Below are 14981 nucleotides of genomic sequence, written 5' to 3'. Positions count from 1 at the left end.
ATTTTGCCATTAAATTTAATAGCACAAACGACAAACGCGTTTACAACCAGGTGGGCTGAAATATGGCAGCTCATAGTGGAACATTTATATATTTCGTTACTATCAATAGGCCTTGCAATCCTCATTTCAGTGCCTCTCGGTATTTATTTAACCCGCCATAAAAAAATTGCCGAGCCCATAATCGGTATCACCGCAGTATTTCAAACGATTCCTAGTTTAGCACTGCTCGTATTTCTCGTACCATTCATTGGAACAGGAGAAGCACCTGCCATTATTGCCTTAACCATTTATGGACTACTGCCGATTTTACGAAATACATACCTTGGTATTACAGGTGTAGACCGATCAACAGTTGAAGCGGGGGTCGGAATGGGGATGACCAGCCGCCAAGTGTTATGGATGGTTGAATTGCCGCTCGCGATGAAAGTTATTATGGGAGGTGTGCGGACCGCGACAGTGTTAATTGTTGGGGTCGCAACAATTGCCGGCTTAATCGGTGCGGGCGGGCTCGGGGATTTAATTTTCAGAGGCCTGCAAACATATAATTCGGGTCTTATTCTTGCAGGCGCGATTCCAGCTGCACTCATTGCAATTATTCTGGATTTTATTTTGAAACGAGTTGAATATAATTCATCGACAGAAGCTTTGCAAAAAAAAGGAAAACGCAGCCGCAAAATGACTTTGACCCTCGTTTCAGCTGCAGGATTGTTATTTATTGGAATGGCTGTCTGGCCGTTTGTTGGGAAAGGAAATTCAGACGATACGATTACGATTACAGGAAAGTCATTTACTGAACAGGAAATTCTCGTACATGTATACGGGAAGCTTATTGAGGAACATACAGATTTAGATGTAAAGCATGAATCGTTTATAAGCGGATCGGCTGGTGTATTTGATGGACTGAAACAAGGGTCTTACGATATGTCAGTTGAGTATACGGGAACGATTTTACTGAATTATTTAAAAGAAGAAATCGACAGCAATGATCCAGATAAGGTATATGATTATGTGAAAAACCGATTTAATGAAGAATATGATTTGCAGCTTCTCGAACCAATTGGATTTAATAATACATATTCCGTGACGATTCGCCAAGCAGACGCGGATAAATACGGGATAAATACGATTTCAGAATTAAAGTCATATGCAAAAAATATGCGTTTCGGATCAGAGCCAGAATTTTTAGAGAGAGCTGACGGTTACCCGGGTCTTCAGGAAGTGTATGGGATTGATTTTGCCTCTACACAAACGCTTGATACAGGAATCATGTATAGCGCTATTAAGAATAACGAAGTGGATGCAATTGACGCGTATACGACAGACGGACGTATTCAAGCATTTAATTTAAAAGTACTTGAAGATGACAAACAGTTTTTCCCACCGTATTACGCGATTCCCGTTGTTCGGGGCGAAGTACTTGAAGCACATCCGGAACTAGAAGAAGTATTAAATATGCTTGCGGGAAAAATTGATGATGAACGTATGCAGGAATTAAATAAGCGTGTTGATTTGGATGGGAAAAAATATGAAGAAGTAGCGGAAGAATTTTTGAAAGAAGAAGGTTTTATTGAGTAAAATTAGCCGTTCGGAATGTCCGGACGGCATTTTCTTTTAATTGGCATGAAGCTTAAAAAAAAAGGGAAAATTGAAACAGATATCTTTTCAAGGAGGAATGAAAATGAAGTTTCGAATTGAACATGATACGCTTGGTGAAATGAAGGTAGAGGCCGATAAATACTGGGGAGCGCAGACACAGCGCAGCCTTGAAAATTTTCCAATCGGCACGGAAAAAATGCCGATGGAGATGATTTACGCATTTATGCATTTGAAAAGAGCTGCGTCGGCAGTGAACGGTGAACTTGGCAAGCTTCCGGAAGAGAAAATGAATGCAATCATTGAAGTATGCGATGAAATTTTAGCAGGGGAATGGGATGAACATTTTCCTCTCGTTATCTGGCAGACAGGAAGCGGGACACAAACGAATATGAACGTGAATGAAGTGATAGCGAGACGTGCTTCAGAAATTGCCGGAAAAGAAGGATTTATCCATCCCAATGACGATGTAAACATGTCTCAAAGCTCGAATGATACATTTCCGACGGCGATGCATATCGCTATTTATACAGATATCGAAAAACGTTTAAAACCTGCTTTGAATCAACTTAAAAAAACGCTTCAAACGAAAGAAGAAGCGTATATGAATGTCATTAAAATTGGGCGTACTCATTTACAGGATGCAACGCCATTAACGCTCGGACAAGAAATATCAGGGTGGCGTCACATGATTAAACGAAGTGAAGAAATGATTGACCGGGCAAAATCAGAATTATTAAATCTTGCCATCGGTGGCACGGCAGTCGGAACAGGGATTAACGCAGATCCTTTATTTGGCGATAAAGCGGCAGAACAGTTAAAAAAACAGACGGGGTATCCGTTCGTTTCATCAAAGAACAAATTCCATGCGTTAACGAGCCATGATGAAATCGTATTTGTACATGGTGCATTAAAAGCTCTTGCAGCAGATGTAATGAAGATAGCTAATGATGTCCGTTTTCTTGCAAGCGGACCAAGAAGCGGTCTCGGAGAATTGACCATACCAGCAAATGAACCGGGCAGTTCTATTATGCCTGGAAAAGTGAATCCGACACAAAGTGAAGCGCTCACGATGGTAGCTGTTCAAGTATTTGGAAACGACGCGGCTATCGGTTTTGCATCCAGCCAGGGGAATTTTGAATTAAATGTGTTTAAACCGGTTATCGTATATAATGCTCTTCAATCGATCAGACTGCTCGCTGATGGATTAAAGTCATTTGATGAACGATGTGCTTCCGGAATTGAAGCGAATTTGGAAGTAATACGTGAATTAATGGAACAATCACTCATGCTCGTCACGGCGTTAAATCCTCATATCGGATATGAAAAATCTGCAGAAATTGCAAAAAAGGCCCACAAAGAGGGAACAACATTGAAAGAAGCAGCACTAGCATCGGGCTATGTCTCGGAAAAAGAGTATAATCAATGGGTAGACCCACTTCAAATGGTTAATTTGCCTAAATGAGGAAAAATAAAAAACCGTCTCAAAAGAGAAACTTTTGAGACGGGTCTTAATTTAACATTATTTTTGAAAGCCGCTTAATTGCTGTTCAGCCATTTGAACGAGACGTTTTGTGATCTCTCCTCCAACTGAACCGTTTGCGCGTGATGTTTCATCAGCGCCGAGCTGTACGCCGAATTCAGACGCGATTTCATACTTCATTTGGTCGATTGCTTGTTGTGCCCCTGGTGCTACTAGCTGGTTACGACTTCCGCTGTTGTTGGACATTACTGTTCATCTCCCTTTATCATTTTTTGGCCGGGTCTGACGGAGTTGCACCGCCGCGGTACACCGCCCGATACTCTCGGCTGTGACCCGATGTGTTTGTGTTACTAGTATGGATTTTTCACATTCGTTTATGCTTGACAAAAGCAGGTAGTTGTTTCCTCCATAGGAAAGCCGCTGAGACAAGCGTTTTTTGGGACAATATGTTATAATATTCATACGTTAAATTGAGTACTTGGTATGAAAAAGGAGATCAGAACGGAGAGATAGAGGATGCAAACATACAATCGTGATGTGAAAAACCGCTTGAGCCGTATTGAAGGCCAAGTTAGAGGTGTGATCAAAATGGTAGATGAAGAAAAAGACTGCCGTGATGTTGTCACACAGCTATCTGCGATTCGATCGGCTGTTGACCGTTCAATCGGACTGATCGTTGCCCAAAACTTGGAAGCATGCATTCGAGACGCACACGAAAGCGGCCAAAATGCAGATGATGCGATTGCAGAAGCGGTTAATATGATTGTAAAAAGCAGATAATGAATGCGATGTCGTTCCACCCGGAATCGGCATCGTTTCTTTTATGTAAGTGGAAGGTGGAAAAAATATGAATTTACTTGGGCTCGTTTTATTTATGGGGCTGATCGGTGCTGTGATTGGCGGGGTTACAAACGCGATTGCGATACGCATGCTATTCAGACCGCATGAAGCCCGTTATTTTGGCAATTGGCGTATACCCTTTACGCCAGGATTGATCCCAAAACGGCGTTCGGAACTTGCGAAACAGGTTGGGAAAATTGTTGATGAGCATTTATTGACTCCTGAAAGCATCAAGCACAAACTAAGTGAACAGGAATCACGCGGAGAAATTGTATCTTTTTTGCAGACGGAAGCGAAAAAATTCATTCATTCCGATATGACTGTGACTGAGCTTCTTGAAAAAGTACATATTAAAGATCCAGGGGATAAAGTTGAAACGAAAATAAATGAATGGATTGATCAAAAATACAAGGCAGTTAAAGATTTTTACATCGATCAAACGGTAAAAGAATCTTTGCCTTTGGAATGGCTGGACAAAGCAGAAGCGAAGATACCAGATGTGTCTTCTTATATATTAAAAAAAGGCGTTGATTATTTTTCCAGTGAAGAAGGCCGTTACCGGGTGAAAAGAATGACGGATGATTTCCTTGCTGAGTGGGGAAAGTTTGGCGGCATGATTCAAATGGTACTCGGAAATACATCACTGGAAGATAAAATTCGTCCAGAGATCATAAAATTTTTAAACAGTCCGGGAACGAAAGAGCTTCTTGATACCGTTTTGAAAAATGAATGGGATAAAGTGATTGAATGGACGTGGGCAGATGTTCTTGATCAGTTTTCTGATGAGAGAATGGTCAAAAAAGGGAAAAGATTTATCTCTGGACAGCTTGCCATTCAAACGATTTTGGATAAACCAATTTCTGCATATGCTGTGCCGTTTGAAGATAAAATCATTCAATCATTCATTCCAGAAATCACGGATAAAGGAATTGCCAAGATGGCGTCCCGTATACCTGTGATGATGCAGAAGTTAAACATTGCGGATATTGTTAGACAACAAATTGAAACCTTTTCGATTGCCCGCCTTGAGAAGATTGTACTCGATATTGCCCATCGTGAGTTAAAAATGATTACATGGCTCGGTGCGTTGCTTGGCGGCTTGATTGGTATTTTGCAGGCAATAATTATGATGGCGTTCCCGACTTGACCGGGGGCGTCTTTTTTCATATGATGGGAAAAGTGTATAGGAAGAAAGGGGATGAACACAGGTGTTCATTCAAGTAAAAGGGCTGTATGATGAAAAGCTAATCAGGCCCGTTCAATTAATTTCTAACTTATTTTTTGAAGAAACCGTTTTGACAGACGAAGAAAAAGAGATGGTCATGACCTTTTCCATAAATGAATCTAAAGCTGCTGTTTCATTAGCAGCAGACGGAAATCGATTTGAATCGAGCAGGAACATAGAAGAATTGCCGGAAGAAGAGAAAGAACGCCGGAAAGTTCTTAAAAATGCTGTATCGCACGTTGTGCTGGATGTATTGACACAATTCACAGGCATAAAACAAAATTGGGGCGTGTTAACAGGCATACGGCCGACGAAGCTGATGCATAAACACCATCAAGAAAATACAGATAAAATCAAAACCCGTGATTATTTAAAAGAAACCTATATGATATCCGACGAAAAAATTACACTGATGGAGCGTATTGTAGAACGGCAGCTTGCAATGGTGCCTGATTTATATAATTTGCGGCGTGAAGTAAGTATTTATATTGGGATTCCTTTCTGTCCAACGAAATGCGCATATTGTACATTCCCTGCTTTTGCCATTCAAGGAAAACAGGGAAGAGTTTCTTCGTTTCTTAGTGGACTTCATTATGAAATGGAGAAAATCGGTGACTGGCTGAAACATAATGATATGAAGATAACGACAGTGTATTACGGCGGCGGAACACCAACATCGATTACCGCACAGGAAATGGACGATCTATACGAACATATGTATAACGTTTTTCCTGATGTGAAAAATATACGCGAAATTACGGTGGAAGCAGGAAGGCCTGATACGATTACGCCGGACAAACTTGATGTATTAAATAAATGGAAAATTGACCGGATCAGCATTAATCCGCAGTCGTACACACAGGAAACGCTGCATGCAATCGGCCGCCACCATACAGTGGAAGAAACCATTGATAAATTTCATCTCGCCCGGAGTATGGGAATGAACAATATTAACATGGATTTAATTATCGGACTTCCGGGAGAAGGAACAGATGAGTTTCAGCATACACTTGATGAAACAGAGAAGTTAATGCCGGAATCACTCACTGTACACACACTGTCATTTAAACGAGCGTCAGAAATGACACAAAACCGGGACAAATATAAAGTAGCGGACCGTAATGAAGCGGAGAAAATGATGGAAATGGCAGAAAACTGGACAGGAAAGCATGGCTATGTGCCATATTATTTATACCGCCAGAAAAACATCGTCGGCAATCTTGAAAATGTCGGCTACGCCATTCCGGGACAGGAAAGTATTTATAACATTATGATCATGGAAGAAATGCAGACCATTATTGGGATCGGCTGCGGAGCGGCAAGCAAGTTTATCGATCCGGAAACGGGTAAAATTGAACAGTTTGCCAATCCAAAAGATCCGAAATCATATAACGAACGGTTTGTGGAATATACAGATAAAAAAATTGAAAAATTGAATAAACTATTTTCGATAGAATACACGACCCGATAAGAACACGGGTCTTTTTTTGCGAAAAACTATGAATAGTTGTTCATTTTTTGTATGATAAATATAGAATGACAGGAGGCGAAAAAATGGAAAATGTGCTTTGTTCAATTGAAGGAGAGACAGCGTATATTCAATTTAACCGGCCGAAGTCGATGAACGCACTTAACACAGAATTGATGAAGGAATTTTACAGCTGTATAAAAGATATTAGTGGAAATGGCGACGTGAAAATGGTTGTCTTGTCTGGTTCGGGCTCCGTTTTCTCAGCTGGCGGGGATATAAAAGAAATGTTATCGGAAGCAGATGAAGAACAGTTTAACAGCATTATGGATTTAATATCGGACATTACGCTGGCGTTTTACTCCATGCCAAAATTGACAATTGCGGCCATTCACGGTGCCGCTGCCGGTCTCGGCTTGAGCATTGCACTTGCAGCCGATTATGTCATGTGTGAAACAGATTCAAAAGTGGCCATGAATTTTATTGGCATCGGGTTAATTCCAGATGGCGGAGGTCATTTTATGCTGGAGAGGCGTCTCGGTCCAGTGAAAGCAAAAAAAGTAATATGGGATGGAAAAGTAATGAGCGGTACGGAAGCTGCGGAAATGGGACTTGCTGACCGTGCTGTCGCATCTGGGGCGATGCAGGAAGAAGTAGCTTATCTCATCGAAGAACTCAGTCAGAAGCCACTCCAAGCGATGATTAAAACAAAGAAGATTATGGCGGATTTAAATCGGCCGCAGCTAATAAAAACATTGGAGCTAGAAAAACACGGCCAGTTGAAAATGAGAGAAACGAATGACCATCAAGAAGGCATAAAGGCCTTTTTGGAAAAAAGAAAACCGGTTTTCAATAAATAAAGAATAAGCGCATTCATTAATTTGAATGCGCTTTCCTTTATGAGTGGAATAGAAGAAGTTTTCCCTCAGGTGAAGTGCACCGGTATGTTCTCTTTTCATACGCATGTTCATGCAATAGCTGGGCGCAGCGATCTTTTGCCTCATCATCCTTTTTTGCTTCAAATGATTCATCCAGTAATTTTTTACCGTTTTTTTCAAACACGGTTAGTTTATACATTTTCATTACCCAATCCCCCTTAAGACGTGATACGATTATTGTACACAAAATCCAATATAGAAAAAAGCATAGAAAGACGAAAAGAACGTATGATCCATGATATAATAAAGTGAAGAGTGCCATGAGGAGGACGACGATTTGGATAAAGGAATTACACAGTATGAGGCAGGAGAAAGTGTGGATTGCTTTTTGATGATTCGATCTGCTGTAAAAAGCACAGCAGTGAACGGAAATCCATATTTAACCCTTATGCTGCAAGATACGAGTGGTGAGATTGAAGCGAAACTTTGGGATGCAAAAGACGAAACCGTGAAAATGTACGCGCCGCAGACGATTGTGAAAGTAGCGGGGGAAATTCAAAACTATCGCGGACGTATGCAGTTAAAACTTCGTCAAATTCGTCCGGCATCCCCTCAGGATGGAATGGATGCAGGTGATTTTGTCGAAACTGCACCCCTCAGCCAGGAAGAAATGGCAGATATCATTACCCAGTTTATTTTTGAAATGAAAAATCCGCACATCCAGCGCATTACCCGCTTTTTATTAAAAAAGTACCATCATGAATTTCTTGAATATCCGGCAGCGACAAAAAATCATCATGAATTTGTATCCGGACTCGCGTATCATGTTGTCTCAATGTTACAACTAGCGAAATCAATTGCGGATCTTTATCCAACGCTCGACCGCGATTTACTCTATGCAGGCGTCATTTTACATGACCTTGGGAAAGTAACGGAATTATCAGGTCCAATCGCGACGACGTATACAGCAGAAGGGAACTTAATCGGACACATTTCGATTATGGTGAACGAAATTGGCCAGACGGCAAAAGAGCTTGGTATCGAGGGAGAAGAAGTGATGGTTCTTCAGCACATTGTCCTCTCCCACCACGGGAAAGCAGAGTGGGGAAGTCCAAAGCCTCCAATGATTAAAGAAGCGGAAATGCTGCATTATATCGATAACCTTGATGCAAAAATGAACATGCTGGATCGGGCGCTGGAACGAACAAAGCCCGGTGAGTTTACCGAAAGGATTTTTCCGCTTGATAACAGGTCGTTTTATAAACCTCATTTTTCAAAGTAAAACAAAAAAGCACCCTATTAAAGGTGCTTTTTTGTTGATTATTTTTCTTCTTTCGCGGCGTCATTTTCTTTTGTTGTTTCTTCTTCTGTTTCAAATGCGCCTTTTAAGTCCTCGTCCGTTACTTTTACATCAGCGGCTTTCATTTCTTCATCAAGCTTTGTTTGAAGTGCCTCTGTATCAACTTTTGATTCCTTCAATTCTTTCGTCATTTGATCTTTTAATTCATTGAAAGATCCTTTTTCTTTTTGTTCGGTAATTTTAATAATGTGGTAACCGTAATCCGATTTAATCGGTTCACTCACTTCACCTACTTTTAGTTTGCCAAGTGCTTCTGTAAATTCAGGAACGAATTGTGTACGTCCAGCATTATCAATCCACCCGAGACTGCCGCCATTTTCAGCGGAACCAGGATCGGTAGAATTTTCCTTAGCCAGTTTGGCAAAGTCCTCGCCATCAGCCAGCTTTTGTTTCAATTCTTTTGCTTTCGCTTCTTCTTCAACGAGAATATGGCTCACATTAATTTCAGGCTGCCACTCATCATAATATTTTTTTACTTCATCATCTGTTACTTTTACGTCCGCAAGAGCGGCTTTTTCGCGAAGAAGCTCAAGCTTCAAAAATTCTTTAAAGCCATCTTCATCAAGCCCATACTGTGCCAAAAACATTTCATACTGGTCACCAAGCTGATCCTTCGCTGTTTTCACTTCATTTTCCAGTTCTTCATCCGTTATTTCATATTTTTCAGAGAGGACTTTTTTCTGCATAATTTCCTGCAGTGCCTGCTCCATTTGCGGACCAAATTTGTCCTTCATTTCTGCATACAATTCCATATCGGTAACGTCGCCCGCTTTTGATGTCGCGATGACGTTTCCCTCACTTGCTCCACCGCAGCCGGAAAGTGCTAAAACACCTGCTGCCAGTGAAAGAGGCAGTACCCATTTCTTCATGCAAATAACAACTCCCTGATTATCGGCCGCCCTGTATGTTAGGCCGGCGTATTTAGTCTTTATATCAAACACAACTATAACATAATTCCAGTCCATGTAAAAGAAAAGACCCGTCATTCAAATGATAGGCGGGTCTATACATACAAGATTTCGATATAAGATGTGGATAATAAAATCACAATTAAAATATTTACTGTCCGAAAAATTTTCGCATGGCGTTCTTCTGGAATTTCCTTTTGAATACAAAGAAGATTTGTCATTCGATTTATATGGTAAAGAATGAATATTGAAAAGATGATAAAAGTAATCATAAGCCCGATCATTTTACACAATTTCCCCCTTTTTTCCTTGTACTCATAACTATATCAAACTACGGGATAAATTGAAAACAGAACCCCCGGCATCAGTGCCATGCGGGGGATTCATCCGGAATTAAAATCTCAAAACCTTGCATGTCTTCTTCAATGAAGGCATTCTTAGGACATGACAAAATCGCTTTTAAATATAGAAAATCAAACGCGCAAATACCGGTATGGAATGCCGCTGCCATTGTAAAATAGTGCAAATAATGCGGGAGCATGGCCCCCCCGGCAAGAAGCAAAGGCGTCATGACGAAAAATGGCAATGTTAAGCAGATCATAAAGCGGTTTTTCGAGACGGGCTTGCGTATTGTAACCGTCAAAACAGGCAAAAATGTATATTTCCGTTCCCATGTTAATTTTAATCGGCGATTGATCACAGGAACGAGGTGGATCAATTTATGAAGCGGGTAAACGGCTAGAAGACCGACAGCAAACCAGGGAAATCCCGGTGTATGCAACGTTTCTGAGTAGTACGACTGCATGGATGAAAAGGCGACTGAAAAGAAGAGAAGCGTTGTCAGTATAGAGACGACGAACAGCTTGTTGAACCCGTACGTTTTTTCAAAATTAAACGTCCGCCAGCATTTCATAAAAACGTAACCTCCGCCTTGCTAAAAATTAATTCATTGCCTACATAATTTACGACGGTGGCACATAAAAAGCAAGAATAATTTTATAGAAAATAAAAACATCCGGCATTTTACCTAGCCGGATGTTTTTGACGTTTCGGATTTACTCAACTTACCGTTTTCCTCATCAAAATCTTTTTCAATGTTATGAATCGATTTTTCGAAAATGTCCATGAAGTCATCGCCGTAAATATTTTTAATAATCGCCATCAGTTCAGCGAGATCAGGAAATTTTCCGAATAATTCACGAAGCGGGGCACTTCCTTCAAACACAAGGTTCGTTTCTGGATCGTACTGCTCCATTAAGTCGAATATAAGCTGTTCGCCTTCTTTTGTTAGTTCTACGTATGTGTTTCGTTTATCATCTTCTTTTTTTGAAAAAGTCAACAGTCCACGCTCTTCAAGCTTTTTTGAAAAATTAAAAGCGGTTGAGACGTGCATCACACCGAAATTAGCGACATCGGAAATGGAGGCGCCTTTTAAATGATGCGCAATCCATAGAATATGATGTTCATTAATGTTTAGATCATACGGTTTAATCCAGCGCTGCCAATCTTTTTCGACAGCTTTCCAGAGTGCTTTTGATAATTGTGCCATTCTCTGACTAAATATAAACGCTTCTTTCATCGTATATTGATGATTTGACATATTCGCACCTTCTTTAGCTATTTTTCCCACCCCAAATTGAAGAAGACTGATTGTCTTATATTATGCCAATAAAATAAAAAAATGGAAAGAGAAAATTCACGAAATTTTCAAAATGGCTGATAATAAAAAAACAAGCAGAGGAAGCTTTGCATCCTCTGCTTGTACGCTTACTTTTTTGGAGAAGGCTGTGGGAGACTTTTTTGCAAATCTTCAACCGTGCTTTGAATTCCGGAAATTTCAGTTTGTAATGCTTGTTTATGAGGCTCAATGCTTTCTTTCCATAGTGCAGCATTTACTTTCACATCATTAACCATTTCCGGAATGTCTGTTTTTGCTGTGTCAATAAGGCGCTTCACGGACTCTTTAACCTGACCGGCATTGTCTCTTATTTCCATCATCGTAAGTTTAGCTGAGACTTGGGCATCTTTCATTTTCCCGCGTGTTTCCCGTCCACTCACGGGTGCTTTTAAAAGGGCCGCTGCAGCACCTCCCGCAAGTCCTGCAAGTAAACCTGTAAACAAAGCTTTTTTATTCATATTTTCACCTCGTTAGTCATTACCTGTTCCAAACTGAATATATATATTGAATAGCTTTTCCCGAATTCCATGGGTTGCAAACGTGCAAAGGAGCGAAAAAGATGACAGGACTTATATTCGGGTTGTTTTCGTTTGCATGGATTCTTTTTGCGAGCATGCTTTACCATGTAAATGCAGCAAAAAAAAGCGTGCCAGCGGAAGCTATATGTTTGAAAAAAAGAGCGGGACAGATCGGTGCAATGGGTGCACTGTTAATGGCGGCTGCCATTTTACTCTCCACTTATAGCTGAGCGTTGATCGCCGCTGCGACTTCCTTTAAATCATATGATTGGCTGTTTTCTTTAAAGACGGGGTGGAAGCCATCTTCTGATCCATAACGCGGAATTAAATGCATGTGATAATGAAATACGGTCTGGCCTGCTGTTTTCCCGTTATTGTTCAGCAAATTTAATCCTTTTGGTGAAAAAGCGGCATGAATGGCATCGGCTACTTTTTTGACCGATTCAAATAAAGGTGCCGACATATCAGGTGTGAGTTCAAATATATTTTCTTTATGTACTTTCGGGATAACTAGTGTGTGGCCTTTCGTCACTTGACTAATGTCAAGAAATGCATACACATTTTCATCTTCATATACTTTTGCTGATGGGATGTCACCGTTTACGATCTTGCAAAAAATACAATCACCCATGATCAAACACTCCTTTATGATTCATTGTCAAAATTTTAGCACATAATCAGCAGGTGGGGAACTATGTGCTCATCTTCTTATTTTGATACAATATATGTAACGGATTTAGAAGGAGAGGACGTTGTATATGTCTTTATTATCAGTGAAAGATTTGACTGGCGGTTATACGCGTAAGCCGGTTTTGCATAATGTGTCGTTTGAAGTCGGCAAAAACGAGCTGGTCGGGCTGATCGGTTTGAACGGTGCCGGAAAAAGTACGGCGATTAAGCATATTATCGGCTTAATGGAACCGGTGAAAGGGAATGTTCAGATTAACGGACGGACACTAGAAGAAGGCCCGTCTGGCTACCGCCGTCATTTTTCCTTTGTACCGGAAACGCCTGTCTTATATGATGAGTTAACGCTGGAGGAACATATGCGGTTGACTGCAATGGCGTACGGGTTATCAGATTCAGAATATGAAAAAAGAATCGGGCCGCTGCTAAAAGAATTCAGGCTCGAATCCAAAATGAAATGGTTTCCAGCTCATTTTTCAAAAGGAATGAAGCAAAAAGTCATGATTATGGGCGCGTTTCTAACCGAGCCGTCGCTTTATATTATTGACGAGCCATTCGTTGGCCTTGATCCGCTCGGCATCCGGTCATTGCTGGACTGGATGGACAAAATGAAAAAAGGCGGAGCCGGTATTTTAATGTCGACACACATTCTGGCTACGGCAGAAAAATACTGCGATAAATTTGTTATATTGCATGAAGGCAGAGTAAGGGCAAAAGGGACCATGGACGAGCTTCGACGTGAATTCAATATGCCGGGTGCAGCACTTGACGATATTTACGTAGAACTCACAAAGGAAGAGACACGATGAAATTTTCTGCGGATGCACTTTTTAAAGAACGGGTCACGTCGTATTACGCTGAAGTACGAAAATATACGCGGTATATGTTAAATGACCACCTTTTATTTGTCCTTGTTTTTGCCTTGGGTGCCACGCTTTATTATTACAGCGGCTGGGTTGAAACGATTGACGAAACATTCCCGGCACCGCTTTTTATGGCGGCTGCAATGGCCGGCGTACTGCTGTGGAGTCCAGTTTATACGTACATAAAGCGGCCTGATACAGTTTATTTACTGCCAATTGAAGAAGAGATGCCCCCTTATTTACAAAAAGCCGTCTGGACAAGTTTTGCAGCGCAGAGTTATATCCTCGCTGCACTCCTGGCGTTTTCCATGCCGATGTATGCGGCATCACAAAATACAGGGTTTGGAAACTTTTTCTTCTTTTTAGCTGTGCTTCTTGCCGTGAAACTCTGGAACTTATATTGCCGGCTGTATGCGCTCAATTTGCCGTCAAATGATACACGTGTGATGGATATTATTGTGAGGCTGTTACAAAGTTTTGCTGTATTATATGCTGTTTTTTCCGGGTATTATTCCGTTGCCGGGCTTACCGTCTTATTTATGCTCTTATGGTTTTCACATGTAAGACGTCAGGGGAGCCGCCCTCTTAAGTGGGAACTGCTAGCTGAGCTTGAAGAAAAGAGGCTTGCTGGCTTTTATCGGATTGCGAATATGTTTACTGATGTTCCGCATTTGCGAGGTACAGCAAAACGACGGGCTTGGCTGGACAGACTCCTTCCGGGTTCGAAAAGCGGAATACATGTTTATTTGCTGTTCCGTACGTTTGTCCGAATGAATGAATATTTTGGTTTGTATCTCCGTTTGTCCATTATAGCAGCGGTCATTATTTTGTTCAGCGGAACACTCACCATGCAGCTTATTGTTGCGATTCTCTTTGTGTATTTAACAGGATTTCAGCTTATACCCATTGCTGTGCGTCATGATCACATTATCTGGCCGCGTCTTTATCCTGAAGGTGAGGGTGAAAAAAGTAAGGCGGTACAAAAACTGCTTCAGCGTCTTATGATCATACAGTCTGTTTTATTCAGCATTGCGTCAATTCAAAATGGGACACTGGTAGGTGCTGGGATTGTCCTAACATCCTCCATCGCATTTTCTATTTTGTTTGTTAACGTGTATGCACCGGCACGTCTAGCGAAAATGAGGCGCATATAATGGGAGAAAGCAAGAAGCTCTGATATGGACTGCACCCCAATGGTTAGACATCATCTAACAACTGGAGGTGCAGTTTTTATAGGACTCTTAAGGTATCAACCCGGAAAAGAAAGTATCCACTCTCGTTCAAAATTCTTTCTTGTGAGTTTACCTGTAATAAGTAACTGGGTGAAACAACATGAAGTACATGGGGGAAAACGTTTGACAAACGGTTTCCATCCTATTGCTTGCCGTTTAAACTGGACGTACTAAACGATAAAAATGGGACGTCACCCTAAGTACTGCCTAACTGAATAAAAGTGTCTACCTTTTTGGGTTCAATTCAA

General features: G+C 41.1%; 18 protein-coding genes. 10 read left to right on the top strand and 8 right to left on the bottom strand.

Annotated features, from left to right (window positions below; all coding sequences use genetic code 11):
- Positions 1 to 3 precede the first annotated feature (3 nt).
- A complete protein-coding gene (locus BTO28_RS17675; protein ID WP_083711433.1) occupies positions 4 to 1575 on the top strand; it encodes a glycine betaine ABC transporter substrate-binding protein in 1572 nt (523 codons plus the stop codon).
- Positions 1576 to 1678: 103 nt separating this feature from the next.
- A complete protein-coding gene (gene fumC / locus BTO28_RS09205) occupies positions 1679 to 3058 on the top strand; it encodes a class II fumarate hydratase (protein ID WP_076765510.1) in 1380 nt (459 codons plus the stop codon).
- 57 nt (positions 3059 to 3115) lie between these two features.
- Here fumC and BTO28_RS09200 read toward each other — a convergent pair whose 3' ends face one another.
- Positions 3116 to 3322 (bottom strand): alpha/beta-type small acid-soluble spore protein, encoded by a 207-nt coding sequence (locus BTO28_RS09200; protein WP_076765508.1) that lies wholly within the window; start codon positions 3320 to 3322, stop codon positions 3116 to 3118.
- 270 nt (positions 3323 to 3592) lie between these two features.
- On the opposite strand from BTO28_RS09200, the gene BTO28_RS09195 reads away from it, so the two are divergent.
- The 4 genes from BTO28_RS09195 (at position 3593) to BTO28_RS09180 (ending at position 7469) form a co-directional block, all read left to right on the top strand.
- The gene (locus tag BTO28_RS09195) at positions 3593 to 3856 is read left to right on the top strand and encodes a metal-sensitive transcriptional regulator (protein ID WP_076765505.1); all 264 of its coding nucleotides are present in this window, start codon (positions 3593 to 3595) and stop codon (positions 3854 to 3856) included.
- A 67-nt stretch (positions 3857 to 3923) separates the two neighbouring features.
- Positions 3924 to 5063, top strand: a complete 1140-nt coding sequence (locus BTO28_RS09190; protein WP_076765504.1) for a DUF445 domain-containing protein — start codon at positions 3924 to 3926, stop codon at positions 5061 to 5063.
- A gap of 61 nt (positions 5064 to 5124) precedes the next feature.
- Positions 5125 to 6612 carry a coproporphyrinogen III oxidase gene (locus BTO28_RS09185; protein ID WP_076765502.1) on the top strand — a complete coding sequence of 496 codons (1488 nt, stop codon included), beginning with the start codon at positions 5125 to 5127 and terminating at the stop codon, positions 6610 to 6612.
- Positions 6613 to 6695: 83 nt separating this feature from the next.
- Entirely contained in the window at positions 6696 to 7469 is a 774-nt protein-coding gene (locus BTO28_RS09180; RefSeq protein ID WP_083711431.1) for an enoyl-CoA hydratase, read from the top strand.
- 37 nt (positions 7470 to 7506) lie between these two features.
- Here the strand turns inward: BTO28_RS09180 and BTO28_RS09175 are convergent, their stop codons facing one another.
- Positions 7507 to 7692, bottom strand: coding sequence for a YhzD family protein (locus tag BTO28_RS09175; RefSeq protein WP_076765498.1), 186 nt, complete (start codon positions 7690 to 7692; stop codon positions 7507 to 7509).
- Between the two features lie 132 nt (positions 7693 to 7824).
- On the opposite strand from BTO28_RS09175, the gene yhaM reads away from it, so the two are divergent.
- Positions 7825 to 8769 (top strand): 3'-5' exoribonuclease YhaM, encoded by a 945-nt coding sequence (gene yhaM, locus BTO28_RS09170; RefSeq protein WP_076765497.1) that lies wholly within the window; start codon positions 7825 to 7827, stop codon positions 8767 to 8769.
- Between the two features lie 38 nt (positions 8770 to 8807).
- Here yhaM and BTO28_RS09165 read toward each other — a convergent pair whose 3' ends face one another.
- From BTO28_RS09165 to BTO28_RS09145, 5 genes are all read right to left on the bottom strand, one after another.
- Positions 8808 to 9716 carry a peptidylprolyl isomerase gene (locus BTO28_RS09165; RefSeq protein WP_076765495.1) on the bottom strand — a complete coding sequence of 303 codons (909 nt, stop codon included), beginning with the start codon at positions 9714 to 9716 and terminating at the stop codon, positions 8808 to 8810.
- A 134-nt stretch (positions 9717 to 9850) separates the two neighbouring features.
- Entirely contained in the window at positions 9851 to 10039 is a 189-nt protein-coding gene (locus BTO28_RS17465; protein WP_076765493.1) for a hypothetical protein, read from the bottom strand.
- A gap of 80 nt (positions 10040 to 10119) precedes the next feature.
- Positions 10120 to 10668, bottom strand: coding sequence for a DUF3267 domain-containing protein (locus tag BTO28_RS09155; RefSeq protein ID WP_076765491.1), 549 nt, complete (start codon positions 10666 to 10668; stop codon positions 10120 to 10122).
- A 114-nt stretch (positions 10669 to 10782) separates the two neighbouring features.
- Complete coding sequence (locus tag BTO28_RS09150; RefSeq protein WP_076765488.1) at positions 10783 to 11355, bottom strand: HTH-type transcriptional regulator Hpr; 573 nt, start codon at positions 11353 to 11355, stop codon at positions 10783 to 10785.
- A 167-nt stretch (positions 11356 to 11522) separates the two neighbouring features.
- A complete protein-coding gene (locus BTO28_RS09145; RefSeq protein WP_076765486.1) occupies positions 11523 to 11891 on the bottom strand; it encodes a YtxH domain-containing protein in 369 nt (122 codons plus the stop codon).
- Between the two features lie 101 nt (positions 11892 to 11992).
- Here BTO28_RS09145 and BTO28_RS09140 point away from each other — a divergent pair, with 101 nt between their 5' ends.
- A complete protein-coding gene (locus BTO28_RS09140) occupies positions 11993 to 12181 on the top strand; it encodes a hypothetical protein (RefSeq protein WP_076765484.1) in 189 nt (62 codons plus the stop codon).
- Here the strand turns inward: BTO28_RS09140 and BTO28_RS09135 are convergent.
- Positions 12172 to 12582 carry an HIT family protein gene (locus BTO28_RS09135; RefSeq protein WP_076765482.1) on the bottom strand — a complete coding sequence of 137 codons (411 nt, stop codon included), beginning with the start codon at positions 12580 to 12582 and terminating at the stop codon, positions 12172 to 12174. The genes BTO28_RS09140 and BTO28_RS09135 overlap by 10 nt on opposite strands.
- Before the next feature lie 127 nt (positions 12583 to 12709).
- On the opposite strand from BTO28_RS09135, the gene BTO28_RS09130 reads away from it, so the two are divergent.
- Together BTO28_RS09130 and BTO28_RS09125 are read left to right on the top strand one after the other, a co-directional pair.
- Positions 12710 to 13447, top strand: a complete 738-nt coding sequence (locus tag BTO28_RS09130; protein WP_076765479.1) for an ABC transporter ATP-binding protein — start codon at positions 12710 to 12712, stop codon at positions 13445 to 13447.
- Positions 13444 to 14655, top strand: a complete 1212-nt coding sequence (locus tag BTO28_RS09125) for an ABC transporter permease (RefSeq protein ID WP_076765477.1) — start codon at positions 13444 to 13446, stop codon at positions 14653 to 14655. Before BTO28_RS09130 ends, BTO28_RS09125 begins: the two co-directional genes overlap by 4 nt.
- Positions 14656 to 14981: the final 326 nt, after the last annotated feature.

This window comes from Domibacillus epiphyticus, from assembly GCF_001975785.1.
Lineage (GTDB): Bacteria > Bacillota > Bacilli > Bacillales > Domibacillaceae > Domibacillus > Domibacillus epiphyticus.
The sequence above is the reverse complement of the archived record's forward strand: the minus strand, read 5'-3'. Positions and strand labels throughout refer to the sequence as shown.

Bases quoted from the DNA above. Each gene is read 5' to 3' on its own strand.
- fumC (WP_076765510.1), top strand. From the start codon at position 1,679: ATGAAGTTTCGAATTGAACATGATACGCTTGGTGAAATGAAGGTAGAG.
- BTO28_RS09200 (WP_076765508.1), bottom strand. From the start codon at position 3,322: ATGTCCAACAACAGCGGAAGTCGTAACCAGCTAGTAGCACCAGGGGCA.
- BTO28_RS09195 (WP_076765505.1), top strand. From the start codon at position 3,593: ATGCAAACATACAATCGTGATGTGAAAAACCGCTTGAGCCGTATTGAA.
- BTO28_RS09190 (WP_076765504.1), top strand. From the start codon at position 3,924: ATGAATTTACTTGGGCTCGTTTTATTTATGGGGCTGATCGGTGCTGTG.
- BTO28_RS09180 (WP_083711431.1), top strand. From the start codon at position 6,696: ATGGAAAATGTGCTTTGTTCAATTGAAGGAGAGACAGCGTATATTCAA.
- BTO28_RS09175 (WP_076765498.1), bottom strand. From the start codon at position 7,692: ATGAAAATGTATAAACTAACCGTGTTTGAAAAAAACGGTAAAAAATTA.
- BTO28_RS09165 (WP_076765495.1), bottom strand. From the start codon at position 9,716: ATGAAGAAATGGGTACTGCCTCTTTCACTGGCAGCAGGTGTTTTAGCA.
- BTO28_RS17465 (WP_076765493.1), bottom strand. From the start codon at position 10,039: ATGATCGGGCTTATGATTACTTTTATCATCTTTTCAATATTCATTCTT.
- BTO28_RS09155 (WP_076765491.1), bottom strand. From the start codon at position 10,668: ATGAAATGCTGGCGGACGTTTAATTTTGAAAAAACGTACGGGTTCAAC.
- BTO28_RS09150 (WP_076765488.1), bottom strand. From the start codon at position 11,355: ATGTCAAATCATCAATATACGATGAAAGAAGCGTTTATATTTAGTCAG.
- BTO28_RS09145 (WP_076765486.1), bottom strand. From the start codon at position 11,891: ATGAATAAAAAAGCTTTGTTTACAGGTTTACTTGCAGGACTTGCGGGA.
- BTO28_RS09140 (WP_076765484.1), top strand. From the start codon at position 11,993: ATGACAGGACTTATATTCGGGTTGTTTTCGTTTGCATGGATTCTTTTT.
- BTO28_RS09135 (WP_076765482.1), bottom strand. From the start codon at position 12,582: ATGGGTGATTGTATTTTTTGCAAGATCGTAAACGGTGACATCCCATCA.
- BTO28_RS09130 (WP_076765479.1), top strand. From the start codon at position 12,710: ATGTCTTTATTATCAGTGAAAGATTTGACTGGCGGTTATACGCGTAAG.
- BTO28_RS09125 (WP_076765477.1), top strand. From the start codon at position 13,444: ATGAAATTTTCTGCGGATGCACTTTTTAAAGAACGGGTCACGTCGTAT.